The organism is Tunicatimonas pelagia, from assembly GCF_030506325.1.
Taxonomy (GTDB): Bacteria; Bacteroidota; Bacteroidia; order Cytophagales; family Cyclobacteriaceae; genus Tunicatimonas; species Tunicatimonas pelagia.
Genome location: NZ_CP120683.1, coordinates 3,071,706 through 3,092,248 on the forward strand (window position 1 = coordinate 3,071,706; position 20,543 = coordinate 3,092,248).

The window sequence follows — 20,543 nt, forward strand, 5'->3', positions numbered from 1 at the left end:
ACTAAAGATTCAACCAATACGTAAGCTTCACTACTAGCCCTCGGTTTTTCTTCTCATAAGTATCGGGGAAAAAGCGGCTCTCGCCGTAGGCGGTATAGTTATCGGTGTACACAATAAACAAGTCAGAAACGGGTTTGAAGCGCCACTGGAAGCGGGTATTAATGTTCACATTATCAAACTGGCTATTATACTGCACAAAGGTGGTGAGGAATATGCTGCGGGTGAAGGTTAAATCGAGGCGAGGACCAATTAGTACAAATTGGGCGTCGGAGTAGGGTTCGGCCAGATTAATATCGCTGTAGTTGAAATCCAGCGAGAATAGACCGTAGGGTTGAAAGCGGTAGTTAAGCGTACCGGAAAACGAATTCAGCATACCGCCGTAGTACTGCCCATTAATCGTATTAATCTCGTAGTTAAAATTCTTTCGTTCATCCGATTCGTACTCTACCGTCAGATACATCATGTTAAATGTTTCCCCAGTATCAAACGACAGCCCTTGGCGAGAGGGAGAAAATGGACGAAACAGGTAGATGTAGTCATTCACGGCTGAAACTGTCAGTCGGCTAGTATTTCGAAAGCTAAAATCCCAGAATAAGTTGAAATTATAATCACTGATTCCGGTCTCCGGCTTCCACCACAGTTGTTGTTCAATACCGGGTCCGTGGCTCACAATATTGCTGCCGTTGGGGTAAAAAGAACGAGCGATGGAGGGAGAAATCCGGCGAAAATTCCGGCGGGGCGTGAATCCTACTTCAGCATTAAAGCCTTCACCCACAACCTGATGTTCCCACATCAACTCCCAGTTACGAGTACTGTAGGTTAGGTTGGCTCCGTGGGAGTAAGCGTCATCTTTTGGTAGCGGATCAAACGATTGGTGGTAGTAAATTTTTCCCGTCCAGGTATTATCGGCCGAGGCCAGATTATAATCCAGACCTACCAACCGGTTAAAGTTATCGGAACCTAGCGAAAACTCACTAGTACTATCGCTGAATGACTGTTTGTTGATAAACAATCCCGATATATTTGAGCGAGCAAACAACTGTCGTTGCACAGCTGCTACGGTGTAGTTGAAACTGGGAAGATTAATATCTTCATCCGCCCCGGTTTGCATGTTCAACAGTCCTAAGCGCCAGTTCTTATTCACTCGGCCACTGAGGCGAGCCCCGCCTATAATAGGGTTTTGTACGTTCACTCCAGTGGCACTGTCAATCGCCACCCCTATACGGCGGGAGAAAAATGGACGCACATTCTCCGAGCCAAAACTGGCGAATAGGTCAGCATTTTCTAGAAAGAACTGTCGCCGCTCGGGAAAGAAAATCTCGAAGCGATCTAAATTAGTGACCTGCTGATCTACTTCCACCTGCGAGAAGTCCGGGTTAACCGTCAGATCGAGGTTCAGTGAGGGGGTGATCGCAATCTTGGCATCACCCCCGGCAGCAAAATTACTGACTCCTTCGGCCTCAGAAAAATCACGATTCTGCTGCGTGGCGACGTAAGGAATGATAGAGACGTTCGCTCCCGGTTTCTTCAGAGGCTGATCCCACAGCAACCTTCCGGTATACGCCAGTGAGTAAAGCCGAAAATTGAGCGGAACCTGATTCCAGGTAGAACGCTCATTGGAATGGCTATCGAGCCGATAAAATTGAATATTCCATTCCTTAGAACCTTCTTTGTAGCGTAGCGTCTTAAACGGAATGGCCAACTCAGCCATCCAGTAACCGTCGTAACGTTTGGCCTCCGAAAACCAGCGGTTGTCCCACGACAGATCGAAGTCATCCGAGTTAGCCCCGCCGTTAGAGATCAGCCCCTCCCGTTGTACTCCGTAAGGATTAATTCCGAACAGAAAGGCGGTTGTTTGATCTTGAAACGGATCAATAATGAACGAAAACATATCGAGGCCCGCCCCCCGAAAATCACGACGTAGGGAGGGAGTTACGTAGTAGTTTCCTTCAGTAGTAGCGTAACACTTCACGCCCACGTACAAAAATTTATCGTCGTACGTCAACCGCACTTCGCTGGGGGCTACAGCATTGGACGTGTCCATAGGAAAGTTCTGCCAAAAATCACCCGACATTTCTGCTTCTTGCCAAGCTGCTTCTTCTAAAGCCCCATCCAGTTTAATTGGGGAAGAAGCCCGCTGGATACGCAGTTGTCGCTGAGCTTGCTGGGCAAACAGAGAAGTTGATAGCAGGAAAAAAAAGAAAAGTTTGCAATACAGGCTTATCGTAGATAATGCCCTCAACCCTTGAAACAAAATATTATTCGGTAAACGTAGTGATCGTAAATAAGATAGTTGTAGCTAGGGTGCGATAATACAACTTTTTCATCGGGATTCCTCCTTCCGTTTTAATTCCTATCCATTTTCTACTAACTTCGCAGCAATTTACCCGAAACCTAATTATTAATGATTGATGATTATTGAATAGTGACTAATGAAAGAAAAGTACCCCTGTCAATATTCATCAATCATTACTCATCAGTCATTAATCGTTATAACCTAACCTTTCTATGCCTCGAGATACCAGCATCAAGTCCATTTTAATTATCGGAAGTGGCCCGATCATCATCGGCCAAGCCTGCGAGTTTGATTATTCCGGTTCACAAGCGGCGCGCTCGCTGCGAGAGGAGGGCATAAAAGTCTCGCTGATTAATTCTAATCCGGCGACGATCATGACCGACCCGATTACGGCCGACGATGTGTATCTCAAGCCACTGGAGAAGAAGTATATTATTGAAATTCTTAAAAAGCATCATGAGGAGGGCCGCCCCATCGACACCGTATTGCCGACGATGGGTGGACAAACCGCGCTGAACCTAGCCATCGACTGCGACAAAGCCGGAATCTGGGAAAAATTCGGGGTGCGGATGATTGGGGTGGATGTAAACGCCATTGAAACTACTGAAGACCGGGAGAAATTCCGCTTGAAGATGCACGAGTTGGGCGTGGGGGTTTGTAAGGGTCGCATCGCCACTTCATTCTTACAGGGAAAAGAAATTGCCCAAGAAATTGGCTTTCCGCTGGTAATTCGTCCGTCGTACACCTTGGGCGGTTACGGAGGCGGGTTCGTAAACGATGCCAGCGAGTTTGATAAAGCACTAAACGCTGGACTACACGCTTCACCAGTGCATGAAGTGTTGGTAGAACAAAGTATTTTGGGTTGGAAAGAATACGAACTGGAGTTGCTGCGCGATAATCTGGGCAATATGATTATCATCTGCTCGGTAGAGAATTTTGACCCGATGGGAGTACATACTGGGGATTCTATTACCGTGGCTCCCGCTATGACCTTACCCGACACTGTGTACCAGCAGATGCGCGATCTGGCGAAGATTATGATTAACGGCATCGGCGAGTTTGCCGGGGGCTGTAATATTCAGTTTTCGGTCAATCCGGAAGACGATTCTATCATCGGTATTGAAATTAACCCGCGCGTTTCTCGTTCATCCGCATTGGCTTCCAAAGCTACCGGATACCCGATTGCCAAAGTTGCCGCTAAGCTAGCGATTGGCTATACCTTGGATGAACTCAAAAACCAGATTACCGGAACCACCTCGGCCTTCTTTGAACCGGCGTTGGACTACGTGATTGTGAAAATTCCGCGTTGGAATTTTGCCAAGTTTGACGGGGCTGATACCCACTTAGGTTTGCAGATGAAATCGGTGGGTGAAGCAATGGGAATTGGTCGAAATTTTCAGGAAGCTTTGCAGAAGGCCTGTCAATCGTTAGAGATCAAACGAAATGGATTGGGAGCTGACGGTAAGGAGGAAACCAACCAGCAGAAAATTCTGGAAACGCTGGAGCACCCCAGCGATGACCGTCTGTTCCGCATCTACGATGCCTTTAAATTGGGTATCTCGTTCACCACCATTCGTAAGCTGACCAAAATTGATCCTTGGTTCTTACGACAGATTGAGGAGCTGATTGAACTGGAAAAAGAAATTCAGCAGCACTCGCTGGATACGCTTCCCGCCGAACTAATGCGGGAGGCGAAGGAGAAGGGCTACGCTGATCGACAGATTGCCCACTTGCTGGATTGCCTGGAAAGCGAAGTGCATAGTAAGCGCAAAGAGATGGGCATCAATCGGGTGTACAAACTGGTGGATACCTGCGCGGCCGAGTTCGAGGCGCAAACCCCCTACTACTACTCTACCTTCCAGGAAGAAAATGAGTCCATTTCATCCGATCGAAAGAAAATAGTCGTGCTCGGCTCGGGTCCCAACCGCATTGGGCAAGGTATTGAGTTCGATTACTGCTGTGTACACGGCGTATTGGCGGCCAAAGAGATGGGCTACGAAACTATTATGATTAACTGCAACCCCGAAACCGTTTCCACTGATTTTGATATTGCCGATAAGCTCTACTTTGAACCTGTCTTCTGGGAGCATATTTACGACATCATACAGCACGAAAAGCCCGAAGGCGTGATTGTGCAACTGGGTGGACAAACCGCGTTGAAGCTAGCCGAAAAACTTGACCGCTACGGCATTCCGATTATTGGCACTAACTACCAGTCGCTGGATTTAGCGGAAGATCGCGGACGTTTTTCTACTTTGCTGAAAGAAAACGATATTCCCTACCCTAATTTCGGCACTATCTCTGATGCTGAATCAGCCTTAGAACTCTCCAAAGAAATCGGTTTTCCGCTGTTGGTACGTCCGTCCTACGTGCTGGGTGGGCAGAGCATGAAGATTGTGATTAACGAGCAGGAACTGGAGAAGCACGTGGTAAACATTCTCAACGAGATGCCCGGCAACCACATTCTGCTCGATCACTTCTTGGAAGGAGCGATTGAAGCCGAAGCTGATGCCATTTGCGATGGCGAAGATGTCCATATCGTCGGAATCATGCAGCACATTGAACCTGCCGGAATTCACTCCGGTGATTCTTACGCAGTGCTACCACCCTACAACTTGGGCGACTTCGTGATGCAGCAAATTGAAGCTTATACCAAGAAAATTGCTTTAGCCCTTAATACGGTTGGCCTAATCAATATTCAGTTCGTGGTGAAAGACGATAAGGTGTACATTATTGAGGCCAATCCGCGCGCTTCGCGTACGGTTCCTTTTATCTGCAAAGCCTATCGCGAACCCTACGTGAACTACGCCACCAAAGTGATGCTAGGCGAAAAGAAGGTGAAAGACTTTGATTTCAACCCCCACAAGCAGGGCTACGCCATCAAAGTTCCGGTCTTCTCCTTTCACAAATTCCCCAATGTAAACAAGGAGCTGGGCCCCGAAATGAAATCTACTGGCGAAGCCATCTACTTCATTGACGACCTACTGGATGACTACTTCCTTAACGTCTACAGCGAGAGGAATTTGTATTTGAGTAAGTAGTATAGAAGAGATTATCATTGACATGGGAGAAGTAATAGGGACCAATTGCTGTCAGCATATATTTTACACATGACTAAGATATAGTACCTCATATAGTAAGAAGATATGAAAATTGGAATTTTACATTTAACCGACTTGCACATCCAAGATGAGATTTATTCTGATAGAATAGATAAGCTTACTAAAGCAATAGATTTTGATGTAAAACAGTTATCAAATTTATACTTAGTGTTATCAGGTGATGTGGTAAATTATGGAAGAAGTGTTGAGTTTGAAAAAGCCAAAGTATTTATTAACGAACTAACAGATAAGCTGAAGGCTAAAGGTAAGTCAAGGCTACTGAACATTAAAATAATTGCCGTTCCTGGTAATCACGACTGTTGTTTTGATAATGAGAAAAAGACAAGAAAATCAATAATTAACGATTGTAAGAAAGATATTATTGAGGAGGAAGATTATTTTATCGACGCTATGGCCGTTCAGTCGAATTATTGGGATTTTTCAAATGAAATAACCGAGCTTAAAGAGAGAAATCAAGTGTCTTACAAATATGAATATATACCTCATATTGACTTTAAAGTTACTTTTCATTGTTATAATACAAGTTGGTTAACTGAAATTAATGAAAAACAAGGTGGTCTCATTATTCCTGAAAATAAATTCCTTGATAATAAAAATGGTGAATACGTAATTTCAGTATTTCATCATCCAATCGATTGGTTATCTGCTAACACCAAAAGGAACAATAAACAGCGTTTTGAAGAACACTTAATCAATAGTTCAAATCTTGTTCTCTACGGCCACGAACATGATAAAGGCGGTTCTAAAGCCATTATTCAAAAAAATAGTAATATAGTTTTCTGCGGAGGAAAAGCATTTGATAAAAGCGAAATTAAAGAAACAGGATTTTCTCTCTATGAAATAGATTTAACAGATAAGTCTATAAATATAAAAACATATAACTTCGACGGAGATAGTTACACTGTTGAATTTGAGGATAAGCACAAAATCGTAGAAAAAAGTAAGCGTGAATTCATTTTATCTGAAGACTTTGAGAAAAAAATCACTGGGCTAAATATTCCATTAAAGCATTCAAAAAAGCCAAAACTAGCTTTGTCCGATGTTTTCATTTTCCCTGATTTAGAGCCTTTGATAGAAGATGATAAAGTAGTTAAATATCCAAATTCTAAAGAATTAATCGAAAAAGTCAAAAATAATGAAAAGGCAAATATACTGATTGAAGGCGCAGACCAATCTGGCAAAACATCTCTAATGCATGTGTTATACAAGAGGTTTTACGAAATGGGATATACGCCTATATACCTTAGGGGCAAACATTGTAAAGAAACCAACATCAAAAATTTAGTTAAGAAGTCATTAAGAGAACAATACGGAAGTGGGGATGTAGATAGATTTTTTCAACTAGAAACTAAAATACTTTTGCTAGATAATTTTCATAAATCAGAGCTAAATTCTACATATAAAAAGCGATTAATTGAATCATTCAATGACAACATTGAATTTATTATTTTAACTTCTGACAGTACTTATAACTCAAAAAATGTAACTGAAGAAGCAACTAGTTTAAAAAGTTACACGAAATTCAAACTGCTGCCCTTAGGTCATGAGAAAAGAAGTGAACTAATTGAGCAATGGTTGATGATCGGTGAAAATAAGTTAACAATACAAGAAGAGGTCATTTTGGCAAATGTAAAATCTCGATTTAATGAAATAGATTCATTAATTGGTAATAGACTAATGCCCTCTTATCCTATTTTTATTCTAACATTATTGCAAAGTCTAGATGAAAATTTGCAGAACTTCACTCAAACTTCTTATGCTAACATATATCTCGTACTAATTAAGGCTGGTCTAGTAAAAGAGGGAATTAAAGATACTGTATTAACAAGTCTACTTAATATACTTAAAGAGCTAGCTTTTTACTTATATGATAATGAGAAATCTGCATTTAATAGAAGTGACTTTGAGAATTTCATTAGTGTCTATTCAGGAAAATACTTTAGACATCAAGTGTTGACAGATGATAAAACTTTAAATGTTCTTTGCGATTCAAATATTTTAAAATTTGAAGACGAATATTATAGTTTTTCATATAAGTACATATACTACTTTTTAATAGCTCAAAAGATTTCATCTGAAATTGATAGTCATGAAAGTTTAATATATCAGTTATGTGATAACATTCATTTAGAAATCAATGCTAACATTTTGATCTTTCTTTCTCACCATACCAAAGCTCAGATACTAATTGATAATTTAGTATTTACGAGTCAAATTCCTTTCGAGAATGCTAACCCTTTAACATTAAACAAAGATGATAACTTTGTTAAGTTCATTGCAGAGTTTACGAATGAAATCAAAGATGAAGTTATTGAAGAACGAAATCCTAGAGAAGAAGTCAAAAAGAATCTAAGGAATAAAGATGCAATTGAACGCCAAAAGTTGAATAATAAAGAGCAAGAGGACGAAAGCATTTTACCTGAGGAAATGATCGAGATAAATCAGGCTTTCAGAACAGTTAAAATCATTGGTCAAATTGTAAAAAATCAAAGTGTTGATTTTGAAAAAGAAAAACTGATAAAATTAGTTGAAGCTGCTTATAATACTATTTTTCGTTTTCTCGGCTTCTATTCTGAAATTTTGGAGAATGATAAGAATTTGTTAGTTGAAGCCGTTGTTGAAATAATTCAAGAAAAGGAGAAAAAGAATAGACGTGTTGAAGTTGATTACAAGCTCATTGAGAAAACAGTCAGAAAAATACTTCAATTTATCTCTTGGAGAATTTGTGTTGATAGTATCACAAATTTAATGTTTGCAGTTGGTGCAAAAGGTCAAAATGAATTGTTTGATAAAGTTAACTCAAACATTGATTCAACCGCGTCAAAAATTGTAACATTTTCTGTTAAAACGTCTTATGATAAGATTGATTTAAAAGAACTAGAAAAATTGTTTAAGGACGTTGAAGATAATTATCTAGCTCAATGCATACTAAGAGAATACATTAAAAGATACCTATATACAAACTTTGTTGAGCGTAGCAAGAGAGAGCGAATAATACATATAGCTGGATTTAACAAAAGAGGACTTATTGGAAAAATGAAAGCAAAATGAGGGCCGCTCCTTTTAAAACTAGAAACTTATTCATATCACAATTGAGGCTAAATAGCAAAAACAGAAAACATTATACTTCCGTACAATATCAGTGAGTCAATCGCCAATACGATGAAAGAAGAATTGCTGAAAAGAATTACGATGAATCCGAAGGTTAGCTTCGGGAAACCCACTATTCGTAATGTGCGCTATCCGGTAGAAGTAATGCTGGATCTGCTTGTGGCGGGCATGACTACCGAAGAGATTCTAGAAGGTTATACTGACTTGGAAAAGAAAGCTTTACAAGCTGGCGTCCTTTCCGTTGACGAGACAATCTGCTAAATCTATTAATAGTATAAAAGAGTTTGATTTGAGTTAGCCACACGCTCTTCTCTTATGAGAGTGGACAAAATTAATCCTTTCTACCCTCTATGAGTTAACAGTTAAGTTTACTTTTTACCATACTTGTAAATATAAATGTTTACAAATCCTCTGTCTTGTAAACTTATGAAGTTACAAATATGAGAAGCAAGCGAACACTTTTATTGGAACAGTTAGACCAAAAGTTTCAGCCATTTTTTCAAAGTAGAACGGTCTTAGTTCCAGAGCGCGGGTGGATAAATACAATTCGGACTGCCCTCAATATGACAATGGCTCAACTTGGTGCCAAACTGAATATAACCAGGCAAGGTGTAAAAAGCATGGAAGAAAGTGAATCTAATGGAACGATAACGCTCAACTCCTTAAAAAATGTAGCTAATGCAATGGACTTGAAATTAGTGTATGCACTAGTTCCGAAAGATGGTACCATCGACGATTTAATACAGAAGAAAGCAGAAAAGCTGGCTCAAAAAATAGTGTTAAGGACTAATCAAAACATGAAGTTAGAGAACCAAGGAATTGGAGATGAAAAGATAGATAAAACCATAAAAGAACTTGCCAATGAAATAAAGCGGGAGATGAGAAAGTCATTATGGGATTAGAACTTAGTTACATAGATGGACAAACCCCTCTAGCGGAAGAAGAAAGGGAAGGTCTGAAAATAAAGTCAATTACTACCCAAGGAGAGCTGGATGAATTTGAGCAACTGAACATTGAAAAAGCAGTTGAGTGGACTATTCACACCAAGTTGAAACCCGAGAAAATTTTGACCGAAAAATTCATAAAAGACTTACACAAAAGAATGTACGGCGACGTATGGAAATGAGCCGGTGAATTTAGAAGGACCGAAAAAAACATTGGAATTCCGTGGATACAAATTGGAGTTGAATTGAAGAATTTATTAGAAGACGCAAAGTATTAGATAGACAACAAAACCTTTTCGCCTGAAGAAGTAGCCATTAGATTCAAGCATCGGGTTGTATCGATTCATTGTTTTCCGAATGGAAATGGTAGACACGCTAGAATGATGGCCGATATAATTATGGAATCAATATTCGGGAACGAAATATTTTCGTGGCATCAATCAAATATGACTAATTTACTATTTTAGTGCGTAACATCAGTTAACCAAATTGAGCATATATTTCACTTTCTAGCAAAACCATACAGATGTAATAAATTTTATATTTTGCTATTTTTTGTTTATTTTCGTACTAAAATTACCTAAATATGAAATTTAAAATTATATCAGTTATATTTCTTCTTATTTATTCTATTGCTTTTTCGCAAGGAATAGACCGTTCCTTACCTGAGTCTCATCAGCAATATATTGACCAGAAAGGGTACAACGATCTGCTAGCATTTACTTTTCAGCAATTGAGCAATTTTGAGATTCTGGAGGTAAAAGAAGGAACTATTAACATTCAAATGGGCGAATACCCCTACTCTTTTTCGTTGTTACCCCTCATTGAGCAGAGTGCTGAATTTGCCTTTGACTCCACCGGGCGGGAAGATTTAGTGAGTGAGTACGTAGCTCTATTGGTAAGTGCCTACGATGATCAGCGTATGCTGAGTGAGGCTGATTTTTCAACCGTGCAGAAGTACCTTCGGTTACAGTTACATCCAGCAGCCGATATAACTGAAGAAGATTGGAACCGTTGGGTGGTACAGCCCGACTTGGAAGGAACTGTTACTTGTGCAGTACTAAACTTACCAACCGCTACCGCCACCGTGGAGCGGAGTCAACTGGAGCAATGGAAGGTGAGCGAGGAAGAAATCTGGCAGATTGCCAAGCAAAATACCGCCGAATCTACCTACGAAACCGTTTGGAAAACCGTGGCCAATTCTATTGAATTGTTAGCCATAGGCGGAGCTAGTGCTACGCTAGTACTAGATGAAATTGTACCGGAGTCCATTAGCGACTATGGGGCGATTGTAGCCGTACCTCACGAAGAGATAGTACTCATGCATCAGTTGAAAGAAGACAACCTAGAAAGTTTTCAAAAAGTAATTGAGTATTTGCACAGCTTTGTTACTGAGCAGTATCAAGGGCACAGTCAGCCAATTTCACCCTATTTTTACTGGTACTCGCAGGGGGAGTATCTTCGGATACGTTTGGGCAAAGATCAGCACGGCAATCTGCACATCTTTCCGCCCACGGCTAGCCTGAGTTCTGAGGACTAACTATTCCTCTTCAGACGAATCATCATCCTTTTGATTGGGGGCTTCGTCGCGGCCTTCAATATCGTCGCGGTCACGAAGTTTCTTATCATCTACGTGCTTATTCAGAAACTTATTAATTTTATCAATATCGTAGTTCGTCTGAATCTCCCCAAATGTATCAATCTTGATGTCGAACCCATCTAATTCCGGGTTTACCTTCGGTTTTTCTCGTTTATTTAATCTTTTTCTTCCCATAACTTTAAGTGGATAATTAACAATTGAAAGTGGATTGTTAGCCTGTGCGTAAATCCTTTAGAAGTAACTCAAAAAGCGTGCTACCTGTTTAGTTGTTTCTATCCAAGTGATCTACTGCCTTCCGTATTCTACTTATCACGTCATTTCTGCCCAATACTTCCATGGTGCTCATCAAATCGGGACCACCGCCTTGCCCGGTGAGCGCCAGACGTAGTGCAGGCATTACTTTCCCTAAACCTACTTGCCGATCTTCTAATAATTTCTGTAGCTGCTCTTTAGCACTTTCGGCTGACAATCTTCCATCTGATTTTTCCAATATTTTTGTGTAAGCCAGCAGTGCATCCGAAGCTTCGGGTTTCCACTTTTTTCTGACCATTTTCTCATCGTACTGTTCGGGAGGTTGGTAGAAGTACCGAGCCGTACTCCAGATTTCCTGCGGGAAGGTAACGCGCTCCTTCATCAGGCCGCAAACCTGCTCAGCCTTTTCTGGGCTACTTTCAATACCGTTTTCCGATAAATCTTTTAGCAAGTATTCGGCTAAAGCTGAATCTGGCATTTCTTTCAGATACTGCTGATTAAACCATTTAGCCTTTTCTATATCGAATTTAGCCCCGGCCTTACTAACCCGATCCAAACCGAACGCTTGCACTAGTTCTTCTAAACTAAATAATTCCTCCTCATTGCCCGGATGCCAACCTAGCAGTGCTAGAAAGTTTACCGTAGCTTCCGGTAAATAGCCTGCTTCGCGAAAACCGGGAGAAACCTCATCTGACTCGGGACTTTTCCAGTCAAACGGATAGACCGGAAACCCGAAGCGGTCGCCGCTACGCTTACTAAGTTTCCCCTTGCCGTCAGGGTTCATTAGTAGTGGTAAATGAGCAAACTGAGGCATTTTTTCTTCCCAACCCAAATAATGATAAAGTAGCACGTGCAACGGAGCCGATGGCAGCCATTCCTCGCCCCGAATTACGTGCGAAATTTTCATCAGGTAATCATCCACCACATTGGCTAAATGATAGGTCGGTAACCCATCCGATTTTAATAGCACCTTATCATCTAACGTCGATGAATGCACGGTAACATCGCCCCGAACCAGGTCATTCAACCGAATATCCTCATCTTCCGGGGTTTTTACGCGCACTACATAGGGCGCCCCGCTATTCAAATGCTCTTTAATCTCGCCTTCTGAGAGCGTCAGCGAATTTTTCATGCTCATCCGGCTAGTAGCATCGTACTGGGCGTTCTTCCCTTCCGCTTGCAGTCGCTCGCGCATCTCGTTTAGCTCTTCAGATGTATCAAAAGCGTAATAAGCAAACCCACCGTCAAGCAGTTGTTGAGCGTATTTTTGGTAGACTTCTTTTCGCTCCGATTGGCGGTAAGGAGCGTATTCCCCTCCGGCTACCACTCCCTCGTCGGGCGGAATGCCGCACCAACTGAGTGCTTCCCGAATATATTCTTCCGCCCCCGGCACAAAGCGGGTTTGATCGGTATCTTCAATCCGTAGAATGAAGGTGCCCTCATATTGTTTGGCAAATAGATAATTATACAAGGCGGTACGCACCCCGCCAATGTGCAATGGCCCCGTCGGACTGGGGGCAAATCGTACTCGTACTGGTCTCATGGCTACTTTAACCGCTTAGTGATTCAAAAGTTACGGGCAAAGTAACGAAATGCATACTGGAGATTCGTTAGAGATATAAACTTTCGTAAATTCCGCCAATGAAACTGATAGAAAAGCACATTAAAGAAATAAAGCATATATGTGAGCAACATCATGTAGATAAGATGTATGTGTTTGGTTCAGTATTAACGAACAGCTTTTCAGTTCAGAGCGACATAGACTTTCTGGTCAAGTTCGGTAAAGTAAATCCTTTCGACTATTTCGACAACTACATGAGTTTGAAAGAGTCTATGATGAAGCTATTTGACAGGAATATTGATCTAGTTGAGGTTCAAACCCTAAAGAATCCTATACTTAAACGTGCCATTGACCGAAATAAAGTGTTGATCTATGGACGAGAGAATATTGAAGTGGCTGTATGATATTCAAGCTGCAATTTATGAGATAGAAGGTTATTTTGAAGACGTTCCTAAGGACTTCAATCATTACCAGTCTAATATTATTCTAAAAGAGCCGTTGAGCGAGATTTAGAGATTATTGGTGAGGCTGTTAACAAAATAATTCAACGTAATCCGTCTTTTCCTATTGAAAATGCCAAGCAAATAGTAGGTTTGAGGAATCAGATTATTTATGCTTATGATAATGTCTCAGATGAGAATATTTGGGCAATTATTAATAAACACGTGCCTATCTCAAAAGGGAAGTAGAGAATCTTATCGATGAAGGTAATTAAATATCACTATCCAATGGACATTGCGGGGCAACCCTTGCTTATTGCACACTGTTAATTGCTTATGATTCATCAATTTAATTTCCCCACCGTTGTTCGCTTTGGCGAAGGTGCCGTTCAGGAACTGGGCAGCTACCTGAAAAACCGAGGAAGCCAGCATCCGTTGCTGATTACTGATGGGGTGGTGGCTAAACTAGCTTTCTTCGAGAAGATAATAAACGATCTGAAGCAACAAGGTTTGTCGCCCGAACTGTTCTGCGATATTTCCAAAAATCCGGTAAAATCCGATGTAACTAAAGGAAACGCAGCCTACCATCAGCACGAGAGCGATGCTATTGTTGGTTTGGGTGGCGGAGCGGCTATGGATGTAGCCCGAGCCATCGTACTCAGTATCAACAACACCCAAGATTTGCTGGAGTACGATGAACTCATTGGGGGCGACCAGCACATTACCGAACCCATGCCGCTATTCGTCACTGTTCCTACTACCGCCGGAACGGGAAGCGAAGTAGGGCGTAGTGCAATTATTTCGGACGACGTAACGCGCAAAAAGCACATTCTCTTTCATCCCAGTCTGATGGCGCAAATTGTGTTTGCTGATCCTGAACTTACCTACGATTTGCCCCCCGCCGTAACTGCTGCTACCGGTATGGATGCCCTTACTCACAATCTGGAAGCCTACCTCGCCAAGAACTATCACCCAATGGCCGATGGCATTGCGCTAGAAGGAATTCGGATGATCTTCCGTTCTCTGGAAAAAGCGGTCAATCAACCCGATGCTGAGTCGCGGCGGGAGATGCTGTTGGCTTCGCTGATGGGGGCGGTGGCCTTTCAGAAAGGGTTAGGCGTAGTTCATTCTATGGCGCATCCGCTTTCTGCTTTGCTAGACATGCACCACGGATTGGCGAATGCCATCTGCCTACCTTACGGACTACAATTTAACATCGCTGGCTTTGAAGATCGCTTTTCGGCAATAGCGCAGGCCATGAACCTTGCTGATCATAGTGGAGAGGCAGTGATTGAAGCGTTGGTTGGTTTAAATGAGAAAATCGGATTACCAATTCACCTGAGTACCGAAGGGGTAACTAACGAACATTTGGATGAACTAGCTACGCTGGCATCGGAAGATTTCGCTCACCCGAATAATCCTAAGCCAGTCACTCGTGAGGACTTTGTAAAACTGTATACTGCCGCACTGTAGAAAGATTTCAGAGGCTTTTCTAGTAATATCTAATTTGCTAACCGTAGAGTTTCTCACGATCGGTTTGTACCTTGCTCAAAAGTAAGCTGATGCGCTGGATTGTACGAATAGCTCGTCTACTACTGGGAATTATCTTTGTAGTATTTGGCCTGAATGGTTTCTTCAACTTCATTCCCGTTCCTGAACTTCATCCTTTCATGCAAATGATGGTTGATAGCGGGTTCATCTACGTAGTAAAAGCTTTGGAAGTAATGGGAGGTCTGATGTTACTAATTAATATACGAGTACCACTCGCGCTATTGATAATCGGCCCTATTGTCATCAATATTGTACTCTATCATGCCTTCTTTGATCCCCGCAACTGGCTCGTGTCAGTGGTAAATTTGGTATTGTATGTTATTATTTTAATCGCGCACTGGCCTACCTTCCGTAGCGTATTACAAAACAGTACTCCACAGCAATGATTAAACTAGGAGTAACATCTTGCCTGATGTACCCGGACGCCGACCGGACGTATTTTACCCCAAAATATCTCTGCTACCTGGAGCGCGATATGGCTCGCTATCTCTATCGTCCCAATGTGCTACCGATACTAATTCCCGACTTAGCACCGGAAGATCTCAACAATTTTTTAGCCCAAATGGATGGTTTCGTACTTCAGGGAGGCTCGGACTTAGCACCCGAAACCTACGGAGAAAAACCCATCGGTCGCTGGCTGGGCGATGCCTATCGGGACGAATACGAGTTGAAGATTCTGGATTACGCCATAAAAAATGATAAACCAGTCTTCGGCATTTGCCGGGGTTTTCAGGTGATGAACGCCTACCTTGGCGGAACGCTCTATCAGGACATCGCCACTCAACGTCCCGAACTCAACCAGCACCGGGATGCCGAACTCTACGATCAACTCAATCACCCCATTATTCTGGAAGAAGGAAAGCTCCTGGCCCGTCTGCATCAAGATGAAGATAACCGGATAGTGAACACCGTACATCATCAAGCTGTAAAGGATTTGGGGAAAGATTTAGAAGTGCTCGCCACCTCACCCGATGGGCTGATAGAAGCCTTTCAGTGGAATCAGGTCGAGGAAGGTAAAGTAATAGGGGTACAATGGCATCCCGAATTTTTCTTCAATTCTGAAGTCCCGTTGATGGATGCTGAGAGGGTTTACACGCACTTTTTGGGGTTTTGCCGATAGGGCAATGGTTGTTGAGATACCTTCCGAATCAATTCTGGTCTCTCAAGTAGGGGTTAACCACATTCATTTAGTCAAATAGTATAGCTACGAAGGAAGTGCGTTGTTTAATCTTGGGTCAAAGGCAAATGGCTCGGTACCAATCAGTTGAACTTTAGCAAAATCCGGATGCTTGGTATTGATAACGATATTACGTTCAGCAGGTACAATGGCGGAAGGAACGGACAAAACTGGCTTTCTTGCTTCCTGGTACCACTGACTGCCAATCAATTGGGTTTCTGACTGATCAATACTGTTCCTCCAATTTGGTATCAGGTCACTTTCTTCTATTCTCTGAACGGTTAATTGATCCGGAACGTGAATTGCCATAACTTGGTAACTCTGCTGTAGCCCAATTCCTCGTCGGTGTACCAGATTTTCTAAACAGGCTAACGAACGAGAAGCTGCCGTGTATATTACTAGTTGTTCCTTTCTATTCCATCGCCCTGCTAAACCAGGAGCAAACAGTTGATCAGCGTATTTAGCTAATGTAATTCGGTAAACTTCCATAGGAGGCGTTTGCCTGACGCTTACTAAACAGCGTATCCGTAGGCTATTCGTAGAAGCTGGTTACGTACTTCTCCTACCCCTGTTACGGTAGAGAGTAGCTGCCAGGGCGTTTTTCCGTAAAACTCTCCTGCCGGAAGATGCAACCAGGATCGGAAAGTCTCTTTACTTCCCAACACTTCTTTCCCAACTTCAAACACCTCCTCTAATTTTAAGAATAATTCGGAGCGAAGATTATCCAGGCTTTTGTTCTGCTTACGATAATTATCAAGTGTTTTGGGATCAAGATTTAAGATTTCAGCCAGTTCAGCTTTATGAATATCCGAGTTTTGTAGAAATGCAGCAAGCTGAGCATAGTCAATTCCGGCTTGAGCTTGCTGAATAAACATAATGGGTGATATGATTGGAGTAGCGGAAGCGGCCATAAGAGTATATTTTACTTCAATATACGGAATTTTTCCTGGCGAACGTGAAAAATTCCTGACAAACTAAAAACTTATTTAGTGCCAGCTCTACCCCCGTTGCTGTTTAGGATATATTAGAGGATATTCCGATAAACTTCTAAGGTTCGTGACGTCACGAACCTCGGGGTAAATAATTATCAGAATAAGGTTTATTATCCTGAACTTTCATACTGTCAGGGTTCGCTATCTAAACACGCCCCAGTAAAAGTGACAAAGAGCAGTTACCGGGGCGTATCAGTTTATCTATTTGTTATCAGCACTTTGCAAGTCACGGGTGTTCTTCTGAACGGCAATGGCTGAGAACATACTTAGGAGAAAGCTCATGCTGTAAAAGCCCTTTTCACTTAGCGTCAAATCAGCATTCCACAAGCCAATGATGAGCAAGGTGACCGATAGAATGGCGGCAAACCAACTGATACCGTAGTACAAATCCGTCACCGGAATGCCTTCCAGGCGGTCGCGCACACTCTTTTGTACCGATACTACCGCAAATAGTCCGAACATTATCAGGGTAAAATAATAGCCCTTTTCGTTAAGCTCCATAGCGGCATTGTACAAGCCAATGAAGTAGGCGGTCATTCCCACCAACAGCATTGTCCAAGACACTGCCACAAACGCATTAGAAGGACGTTCTGCCTTTTGGCTCGCGTTATCCTGATATTTATTAACTAATTCAGTTTTTTCTTCAGTAATCTGATTCATATCATATTTCGTTTGATAATGAATCAAAGGTCAGGACTTTCCGAGGTCAGAACATTTACATATGTAAATAAATGGATTAGCCCCTGCATGATAAAAAGTGGTAAATACTTCTGAAGTTTTACCTATAGAATACAGAGGGTGAAGATCATCGTAGAAAACTTCTAAAATCTCTCATTCTTTTTATTCTGGTGCTTTTTTCGGCATTACTGATATTTCAGTAATCTCAAAGAAATCGGCACATATATCCTCTGTCTCAAACGATTCATATATGAATCCACTGACTTGGACACTCAAGCCGTTTGTCTGAAAGCTTTCTTCAAGGTTGCACGGTGATAGCAGCCCAAGAACGTTATTGGGCAAGTCGCTATCTGGTTCAATTATAAAATCCCTAGGACAATCTTGTGTCTCTGGCCCTAAAATAGTTGCAGTAATATTACTTACAGTCTCAATGATTTTCCGATTTTCCTCTGGAAAGCAGCTTGAGGTTGGCTCAACATCACCTGAGCATGAAAAGGCTGTGAACAGAACAGCGAGGGCAATAGTAGTATTCAACACAGTTAGCTGTTTCATAATTATAAGACACTCAGCCATCACTAACAGTTGGAATTGGAAAGTACGGACTATTTGCCCGAGCAGTAGCAATGCCCGTGCATCTCACCAGTAGCTTTAAATAGGTAGAATAGGGTTAGCTCTTCTTGGCCCGGATTCGACTCAGTTGAGTGGGAGTGATACCCAGATAAGAAGCTACGTGGTACTGGGCAACCTGATTTTCCAGTTCGGGAAACTCTTGCTGAAACATGGCGTAGCGTTCGGAGGCATCGTTCATGACCAGCGACATTTCGCGACGTTCTTTCTTCACAAAGAAATCTTCGGCAATCACGCGGTTGAGTCTTTCTACGGTAGGGTGCTCGTCATACAACTCTAAAATTCGCGCAAAATTAGTCTGCAGTAGTTCGCAATCGGTCAGGCACTGAATATTAATCATGTTTTGCTGCCCAGTAATTAGGGAAGAATAGGCCCCAACAACGGCCGGGTTGACAAAGAAAATCTTATTGAATTCTTCGCCCTTAGGACTACGATAGTACGCCCGAAGTACGCCGGACTGTACAAACGCTAGCTTCTTGGCAAATTCTCCCTCAGTGGCTAAGTGGTCTCCCTTCTGCATCGCTACCGGCTCAAATAAATCTAGCAGTGCCTGCATAGAAGCCGATGGCAAGGAAGTGAAACTGCTCAGATATTTCTCAAAGGATTGCATAAAGGCTCAATTAACTAAATACTTTCATTATTTCTACTAATCCTTCTTCACTTTCACCCCGCTACTCTATGAGCTTACGGTCGGTAAAAATGCTTAGCAGTATCCTTACAAGGATTGCTGAAGTATCCGTTCTTGAGTAAAAACGTTATCTTCAGGGAGCAAATGAGTAAAGCCATGAATATAGCTAACATAATACCGTTCGGCGTTAGAATGAGATTTCTAGAGGATTTTTAAGCGTGAAAAAGATACCGATTCTTCTAACTCTCATCTCTTTTTTGACTTCTTGTGAAAAGAATAAAAAAAGCGATTGGCTCGAGAATAGCCTCTCAGAGATACGATCTATTGATCCAGCGGACACGAACTTTACCGACTTAGAATCTTTAAAAAAAGCAATTGGAAACTCAAAGGTTGTGCTGCTTGGTGAGCAAGAACATGGGGATGGCTCAACGTACTCGGCTAAATCTCGATTGGTTAAGTTTCTCCATGACGAGATGGGGTTTACTATTTTGGCGTTTGAATCAGATTTTTTTGGTGTAAACAAAGCGTGGGAAGATTACCAAAGAGGAAAGAAGGATTATCAGGATGTTATTAATCAGCTGTATACCTTCTGGTCACAGAGTCAAATGTGTGAGAATTTATTTCAAACCATAAAAGAATCTCAGAGCACGCAAAACCCAATCGTTTTAGCCGGTTTTGACAATCGCCAAATTACGAATGTTTCCCAAGAAGAATTACTCCCTTCATTAGACTCTATTATACGCGAACACAATATTCCGATCAGCATATTAGATCTGGGGTTTTTCAAAAGAACGCTCAAAGAGGCAATGAATAAATTGCATGACCAGGAAATTACACCAGAAAACCAAGCTCGGTTTCTTTCAATAATTGATACGCTGACAGCAGAGTTTCAAAAGGAAGGCATAGATTCCTTTTGGGTTCAGGAGTTAAAAAATACCAGGGGATTTATAATGTATGTCTGGCATTGGTGGATTGATCGTGAGAATGATCTAGTTGATAATAATCTTAGGGACATACAAATGGCCAATAACTGCTTGTGGTTATTGAATGAGAAGTACCAAGGTGAGAAGATGATTATTTGGGCGGCCAATGGTCACGTTATCAAGACCGATACTTTATTTGATGTTGAGGCCGAAGGATGGAAACCAGCAATTAGACAATATCCCATGGGGGAGATACTTTTTAATAGTTTGGGGGAAGAGATGTACTCGATCGGTTTTACTTCATACAAAGGAAAATCTACATCCCTTCAATACGATTCAGCGGCTCAGAATTTTATATTTCAATCTTATCCATTTGAACCAGCCGATAGCACCAGCTTTGAATTTGAACTAAAACAACGAGGGCTTGAGTATGCATTTATCGATTTACCAGAGCAACTCGATCTGTGGACTACGACCGACCAAAGGATAAGAGTGTGGCGGCCTGAATACGTTAAGGGAAAATTACCAACTATTTATGATGGGATATTTTACATACATGATATGCATCCAAATAAGAAGCTCTAATAGCTAAATGAAATACCCACAACAAATATATATCTCTATTGCCAAATAGGTTCTCA

The 20,543-nt window shown here is 41.8% G+C and carries 22 protein-coding genes; 14 read left to right on the forward strand and 8 right to left on the reverse strand.

What is annotated here, in order from left to right; all coding sequences use genetic code 11:
* Nucleotide 1: 1 nt before the first annotated feature.
* The gene (locus P0M28_RS13065; RefSeq protein ID WP_302210354.1) at nucleotides 2-2,254 is read right to left on the reverse strand and encodes a DUF5916 domain-containing protein; all 2,253 of its coding nucleotides are present in this window, start codon (nucleotides 2,252-2,254) and stop codon (nucleotides 2-4) included.
* Nucleotides 2,255-2,508: 254 nt separating this feature from the next.
* Here P0M28_RS13065 and carB point away from each other — a divergent pair, with 254 nt between their 5' ends.
* From carB to P0M28_RS13100, 7 genes are all read left to right on the forward strand, one after another.
* Nucleotides 2,509-5,337, forward strand: coding sequence for a carbamoyl-phosphate synthase large subunit (gene carB / locus P0M28_RS13070; RefSeq protein WP_302210355.1), 2,829 nt, complete (start codon nucleotides 2,509-2,511; stop codon nucleotides 5,335-5,337).
* A gap of 105 nt (nucleotides 5,338-5,442) precedes the next feature.
* The gene (locus tag P0M28_RS13075; RefSeq protein WP_302210356.1) at nucleotides 5,443-8,469 is read left to right on the forward strand and encodes an anti-phage protein; all 3,027 of its coding nucleotides are present in this window, start codon (nucleotides 5,443-5,445) and stop codon (nucleotides 8,467-8,469) included.
* 111 nt (nucleotides 8,470-8,580) lie between these two features.
* Nucleotides 8,581-8,790, forward strand: a complete 210-nt coding sequence (locus tag P0M28_RS13080; protein ID WP_302210357.1) for a DUF433 domain-containing protein — start codon at nucleotides 8,581-8,583, stop codon at nucleotides 8,788-8,790.
* 179 nt (nucleotides 8,791-8,969) lie between these two features.
* Nucleotides 8,970-9,431 carry a mobile mystery protein A gene (locus P0M28_RS13085; protein WP_302210358.1) on the forward strand — a complete coding sequence of 154 codons (462 nt, stop codon included), beginning with the start codon at nucleotides 8,970-8,972 and terminating at the stop codon, nucleotides 9,429-9,431.
* On the forward strand, nucleotides 9,422-9,655 hold the full coding sequence (locus P0M28_RS13090) for a hypothetical protein (RefSeq protein WP_302210359.1): 234 nt from the start codon (nucleotides 9,422-9,424) through the stop codon (nucleotides 9,653-9,655). The genes P0M28_RS13085 and P0M28_RS13090 overlap by 10 nt, the downstream gene beginning before the upstream one ends.
* A 96-nt stretch (nucleotides 9,656-9,751) precedes the next feature.
* On the forward strand, nucleotides 9,752-9,940 hold the full coding sequence (locus P0M28_RS13095) for a Fic family protein (protein WP_302210890.1): 189 nt from the start codon (nucleotides 9,752-9,754) through the stop codon (nucleotides 9,938-9,940).
* A 119-nt stretch (nucleotides 9,941-10,059) separates the two neighbouring features.
* A complete protein-coding gene (locus P0M28_RS13100; protein WP_302210360.1) occupies nucleotides 10,060-11,013 on the forward strand; it encodes a hypothetical protein in 954 nt (317 codons plus the stop codon).
* Here the strand turns inward: P0M28_RS13100 and P0M28_RS13105 are convergent, their stop codons facing one another.
* Nucleotides 11,014-11,247 (reverse strand): hypothetical protein, encoded by a 234-nt coding sequence (locus P0M28_RS13105; protein ID WP_302210361.1) that lies wholly within the window; start codon nucleotides 11,245-11,247, stop codon nucleotides 11,014-11,016.
* A gap of 88 nt (nucleotides 11,248-11,335) precedes the next feature.
* Nucleotides 11,336-12,868 (reverse strand): glutamate--tRNA ligase, encoded by a 1,533-nt coding sequence (gene gltX / locus P0M28_RS13110; RefSeq protein WP_302210362.1) that lies wholly within the window; start codon nucleotides 12,866-12,868, stop codon nucleotides 11,336-11,338.
* A 98-nt stretch (nucleotides 12,869-12,966) separates the two neighbouring features.
* Here gltX and P0M28_RS13115 point away from each other — a divergent pair, with 98 nt between their 5' ends.
* The 6 genes from P0M28_RS13115 (at nucleotide 12,967) to P0M28_RS13135 (ending at nucleotide 15,997) form a co-directional block, all read left to right on the forward strand.
* On the forward strand, nucleotides 12,967-13,290 hold the full coding sequence (locus P0M28_RS13115; RefSeq protein ID WP_302210363.1) for a nucleotidyltransferase family protein: 324 nt from the start codon (nucleotides 12,967-12,969) through the stop codon (nucleotides 13,288-13,290).
* Nucleotides 13,259-13,399, forward strand: a complete 141-nt coding sequence (locus P0M28_RS13120) for a hypothetical protein (protein WP_302210977.1) — start codon at nucleotides 13,259-13,261, stop codon at nucleotides 13,397-13,399. The genes P0M28_RS13115 and P0M28_RS13120 overlap by 32 nt, the downstream gene beginning before the upstream one ends.
* 29 nt (nucleotides 13,400-13,428) lie before the next feature.
* A complete protein-coding gene (locus tag P0M28_RS31085; protein ID WP_367281916.1) occupies nucleotides 13,429-13,575 on the forward strand; it encodes a HepT-like ribonuclease domain-containing protein in 147 nt (48 codons plus the stop codon).
* Between the two features lie 87 nt (nucleotides 13,576-13,662).
* Nucleotides 13,663-14,799: an iron-containing alcohol dehydrogenase gene (locus P0M28_RS13125; protein ID WP_302210364.1), complete on the forward strand. Its 1,137-nt coding sequence runs from the start codon at nucleotides 13,663-13,665 to the stop codon at nucleotides 14,797-14,799.
* An 89-nt stretch (nucleotides 14,800-14,888) separates the two neighbouring features.
* The gene (locus P0M28_RS13130; protein ID WP_302210365.1) at nucleotides 14,889-15,263 is read left to right on the forward strand and encodes a DoxX family membrane protein; all 375 of its coding nucleotides are present in this window, start codon (nucleotides 14,889-14,891) and stop codon (nucleotides 15,261-15,263) included.
* Nucleotides 15,260-15,997, forward strand: coding sequence for a gamma-glutamyl-gamma-aminobutyrate hydrolase family protein (locus P0M28_RS13135; protein ID WP_302210366.1), 738 nt, complete (start codon nucleotides 15,260-15,262; stop codon nucleotides 15,995-15,997). Before P0M28_RS13130 ends, P0M28_RS13135 begins: the two co-directional genes overlap by 4 nt.
* Nucleotides 15,998-16,081: 84 nt before the next feature.
* Here the strand turns inward: P0M28_RS13135 and P0M28_RS13140 are convergent, their stop codons facing one another.
* The 5 genes from P0M28_RS13140 to P0M28_RS13160 form a co-directional block, all read right to left on the reverse strand.
* Nucleotides 16,082-16,543 carry an RES family NAD+ phosphorylase gene (locus tag P0M28_RS13140; RefSeq protein WP_302210367.1) on the reverse strand — a complete coding sequence of 154 codons (462 nt, stop codon included), beginning with the start codon at nucleotides 16,541-16,543 and terminating at the stop codon, nucleotides 16,082-16,084.
* A 23-nt stretch (nucleotides 16,544-16,566) separates the two neighbouring features.
* Nucleotides 16,567-16,965 carry an Xre family toxin-antitoxin system antitoxin gene (locus P0M28_RS13145; RefSeq protein WP_302210368.1) on the reverse strand — a complete coding sequence of 133 codons (399 nt, stop codon included), beginning with the start codon at nucleotides 16,963-16,965 and terminating at the stop codon, nucleotides 16,567-16,569.
* A gap of 282 nt (nucleotides 16,966-17,247) precedes the next feature.
* Nucleotides 17,248-17,706, reverse strand: coding sequence for an inner membrane protein YiaA (gene yiaA / locus P0M28_RS13150; RefSeq protein WP_302210369.1), 459 nt, complete (start codon nucleotides 17,704-17,706; stop codon nucleotides 17,248-17,250).
* A 180-nt stretch (nucleotides 17,707-17,886) separates the two neighbouring features.
* Nucleotides 17,887-18,276: a hypothetical protein gene (locus P0M28_RS13155; RefSeq protein WP_302210370.1), complete on the reverse strand. Its 390-nt coding sequence runs from the start codon at nucleotides 18,274-18,276 to the stop codon at nucleotides 17,887-17,889.
* 115 nt (nucleotides 18,277-18,391) lie between these two features.
* The gene (locus tag P0M28_RS13160; protein WP_302210371.1) at nucleotides 18,392-18,961 is read right to left on the reverse strand and encodes a Crp/Fnr family transcriptional regulator; all 570 of its coding nucleotides are present in this window, start codon (nucleotides 18,959-18,961) and stop codon (nucleotides 18,392-18,394) included.
* 236 nt (nucleotides 18,962-19,197) lie between these two features.
* Here P0M28_RS13160 and P0M28_RS13165 point away from each other — a divergent pair, with 236 nt between their 5' ends.
* The gene (locus P0M28_RS13165) at nucleotides 19,198-20,487 is read left to right on the forward strand and encodes an erythromycin esterase family protein (protein WP_302210372.1); all 1,290 of its coding nucleotides are present in this window, start codon (nucleotides 19,198-19,200) and stop codon (nucleotides 20,485-20,487) included.
* Nucleotides 20,488-20,543 lie beyond the last annotated feature (56 nt).

What these genes read in the sequence shown, in the direction of transcription:
- P0M28_RS13090 (WP_302210359.1), top strand. Translation starts at nt 9,422, where the DNA reads ATGGGATTAGAACTTAGTTACATAGATGGACAAACCCCTCTAGCGGAA.
- P0M28_RS13135 (WP_302210366.1), top strand. Translation starts at nt 15,260, where the DNA reads ATGATTAAACTAGGAGTAACATCTTGCCTGATGTACCCGGACGCCGAC.
- P0M28_RS13155 (WP_302210370.1), bottom strand. Translation starts at nt 18,276, where the DNA reads ATGAAACAGCTAACTGTGTTGAATACTACTATTGCCCTCGCTGTTCTG.
- carB (WP_302210355.1), top strand. Translation starts at nt 2,509, where the DNA reads ATGCCTCGAGATACCAGCATCAAGTCCATTTTAATTATCGGAAGTGGC.
- gltX (WP_302210362.1), bottom strand. Translation starts at nt 12,868, where the DNA reads ATGAGACCAGTACGAGTACGATTTGCCCCCAGTCCGACGGGGCCATTG.
- P0M28_RS13125 (WP_302210364.1), top strand. Translation starts at nt 13,663, where the DNA reads ATGATTCATCAATTTAATTTCCCCACCGTTGTTCGCTTTGGCGAAGGT.
- P0M28_RS13145 (WP_302210368.1), bottom strand. Translation starts at nt 16,965, where the DNA reads ATGGCCGCTTCCGCTACTCCAATCATATCACCCATTATGTTTATTCAG.
- P0M28_RS13080 (WP_302210357.1), top strand. Translation starts at nt 8,581, where the DNA reads ATGAAAGAAGAATTGCTGAAAAGAATTACGATGAATCCGAAGGTTAGC.
- P0M28_RS13160 (WP_302210371.1), bottom strand. Translation starts at nt 18,961, where the DNA reads ATGCAATCCTTTGAGAAATATCTGAGCAGTTTCACTTCCTTGCCATCG.
- P0M28_RS13130 (WP_302210365.1), top strand. Translation starts at nt 14,889, where the DNA reads ATGCGCTGGATTGTACGAATAGCTCGTCTACTACTGGGAATTATCTTT.
- P0M28_RS13140 (WP_302210367.1), bottom strand. Translation starts at nt 16,543, where the DNA reads ATGGAAGTTTACCGAATTACATTAGCTAAATACGCTGATCAACTGTTT.
- P0M28_RS13075 (WP_302210356.1), top strand. Translation starts at nt 5,443, where the DNA reads ATGAAAATTGGAATTTTACATTTAACCGACTTGCACATCCAAGATGAG.
- P0M28_RS13115 (WP_302210363.1), top strand. Translation starts at nt 12,967, where the DNA reads ATGAAACTGATAGAAAAGCACATTAAAGAAATAAAGCATATATGTGAG.
- yiaA (WP_302210369.1), bottom strand. Translation starts at nt 17,706, where the DNA reads ATGAATCAGATTACTGAAGAAAAAACTGAATTAGTTAATAAATATCAG.
- P0M28_RS13120 (WP_302210977.1), top strand. Translation starts at nt 13,259, where the DNA reads ATGGACGAGAGAATATTGAAGTGGCTGTATGATATTCAAGCTGCAATT.
- P0M28_RS13105 (WP_302210361.1), bottom strand. Translation starts at nt 11,247, where the DNA reads ATGGGAAGAAAAAGATTAAATAAACGAGAAAAACCGAAGGTAAACCCG.
- P0M28_RS13085 (WP_302210358.1), top strand. Translation starts at nt 8,970, where the DNA reads ATGAGAAGCAAGCGAACACTTTTATTGGAACAGTTAGACCAAAAGTTT.
- P0M28_RS13100 (WP_302210360.1), top strand. Translation starts at nt 10,060, where the DNA reads ATGAAATTTAAAATTATATCAGTTATATTTCTTCTTATTTATTCTATT.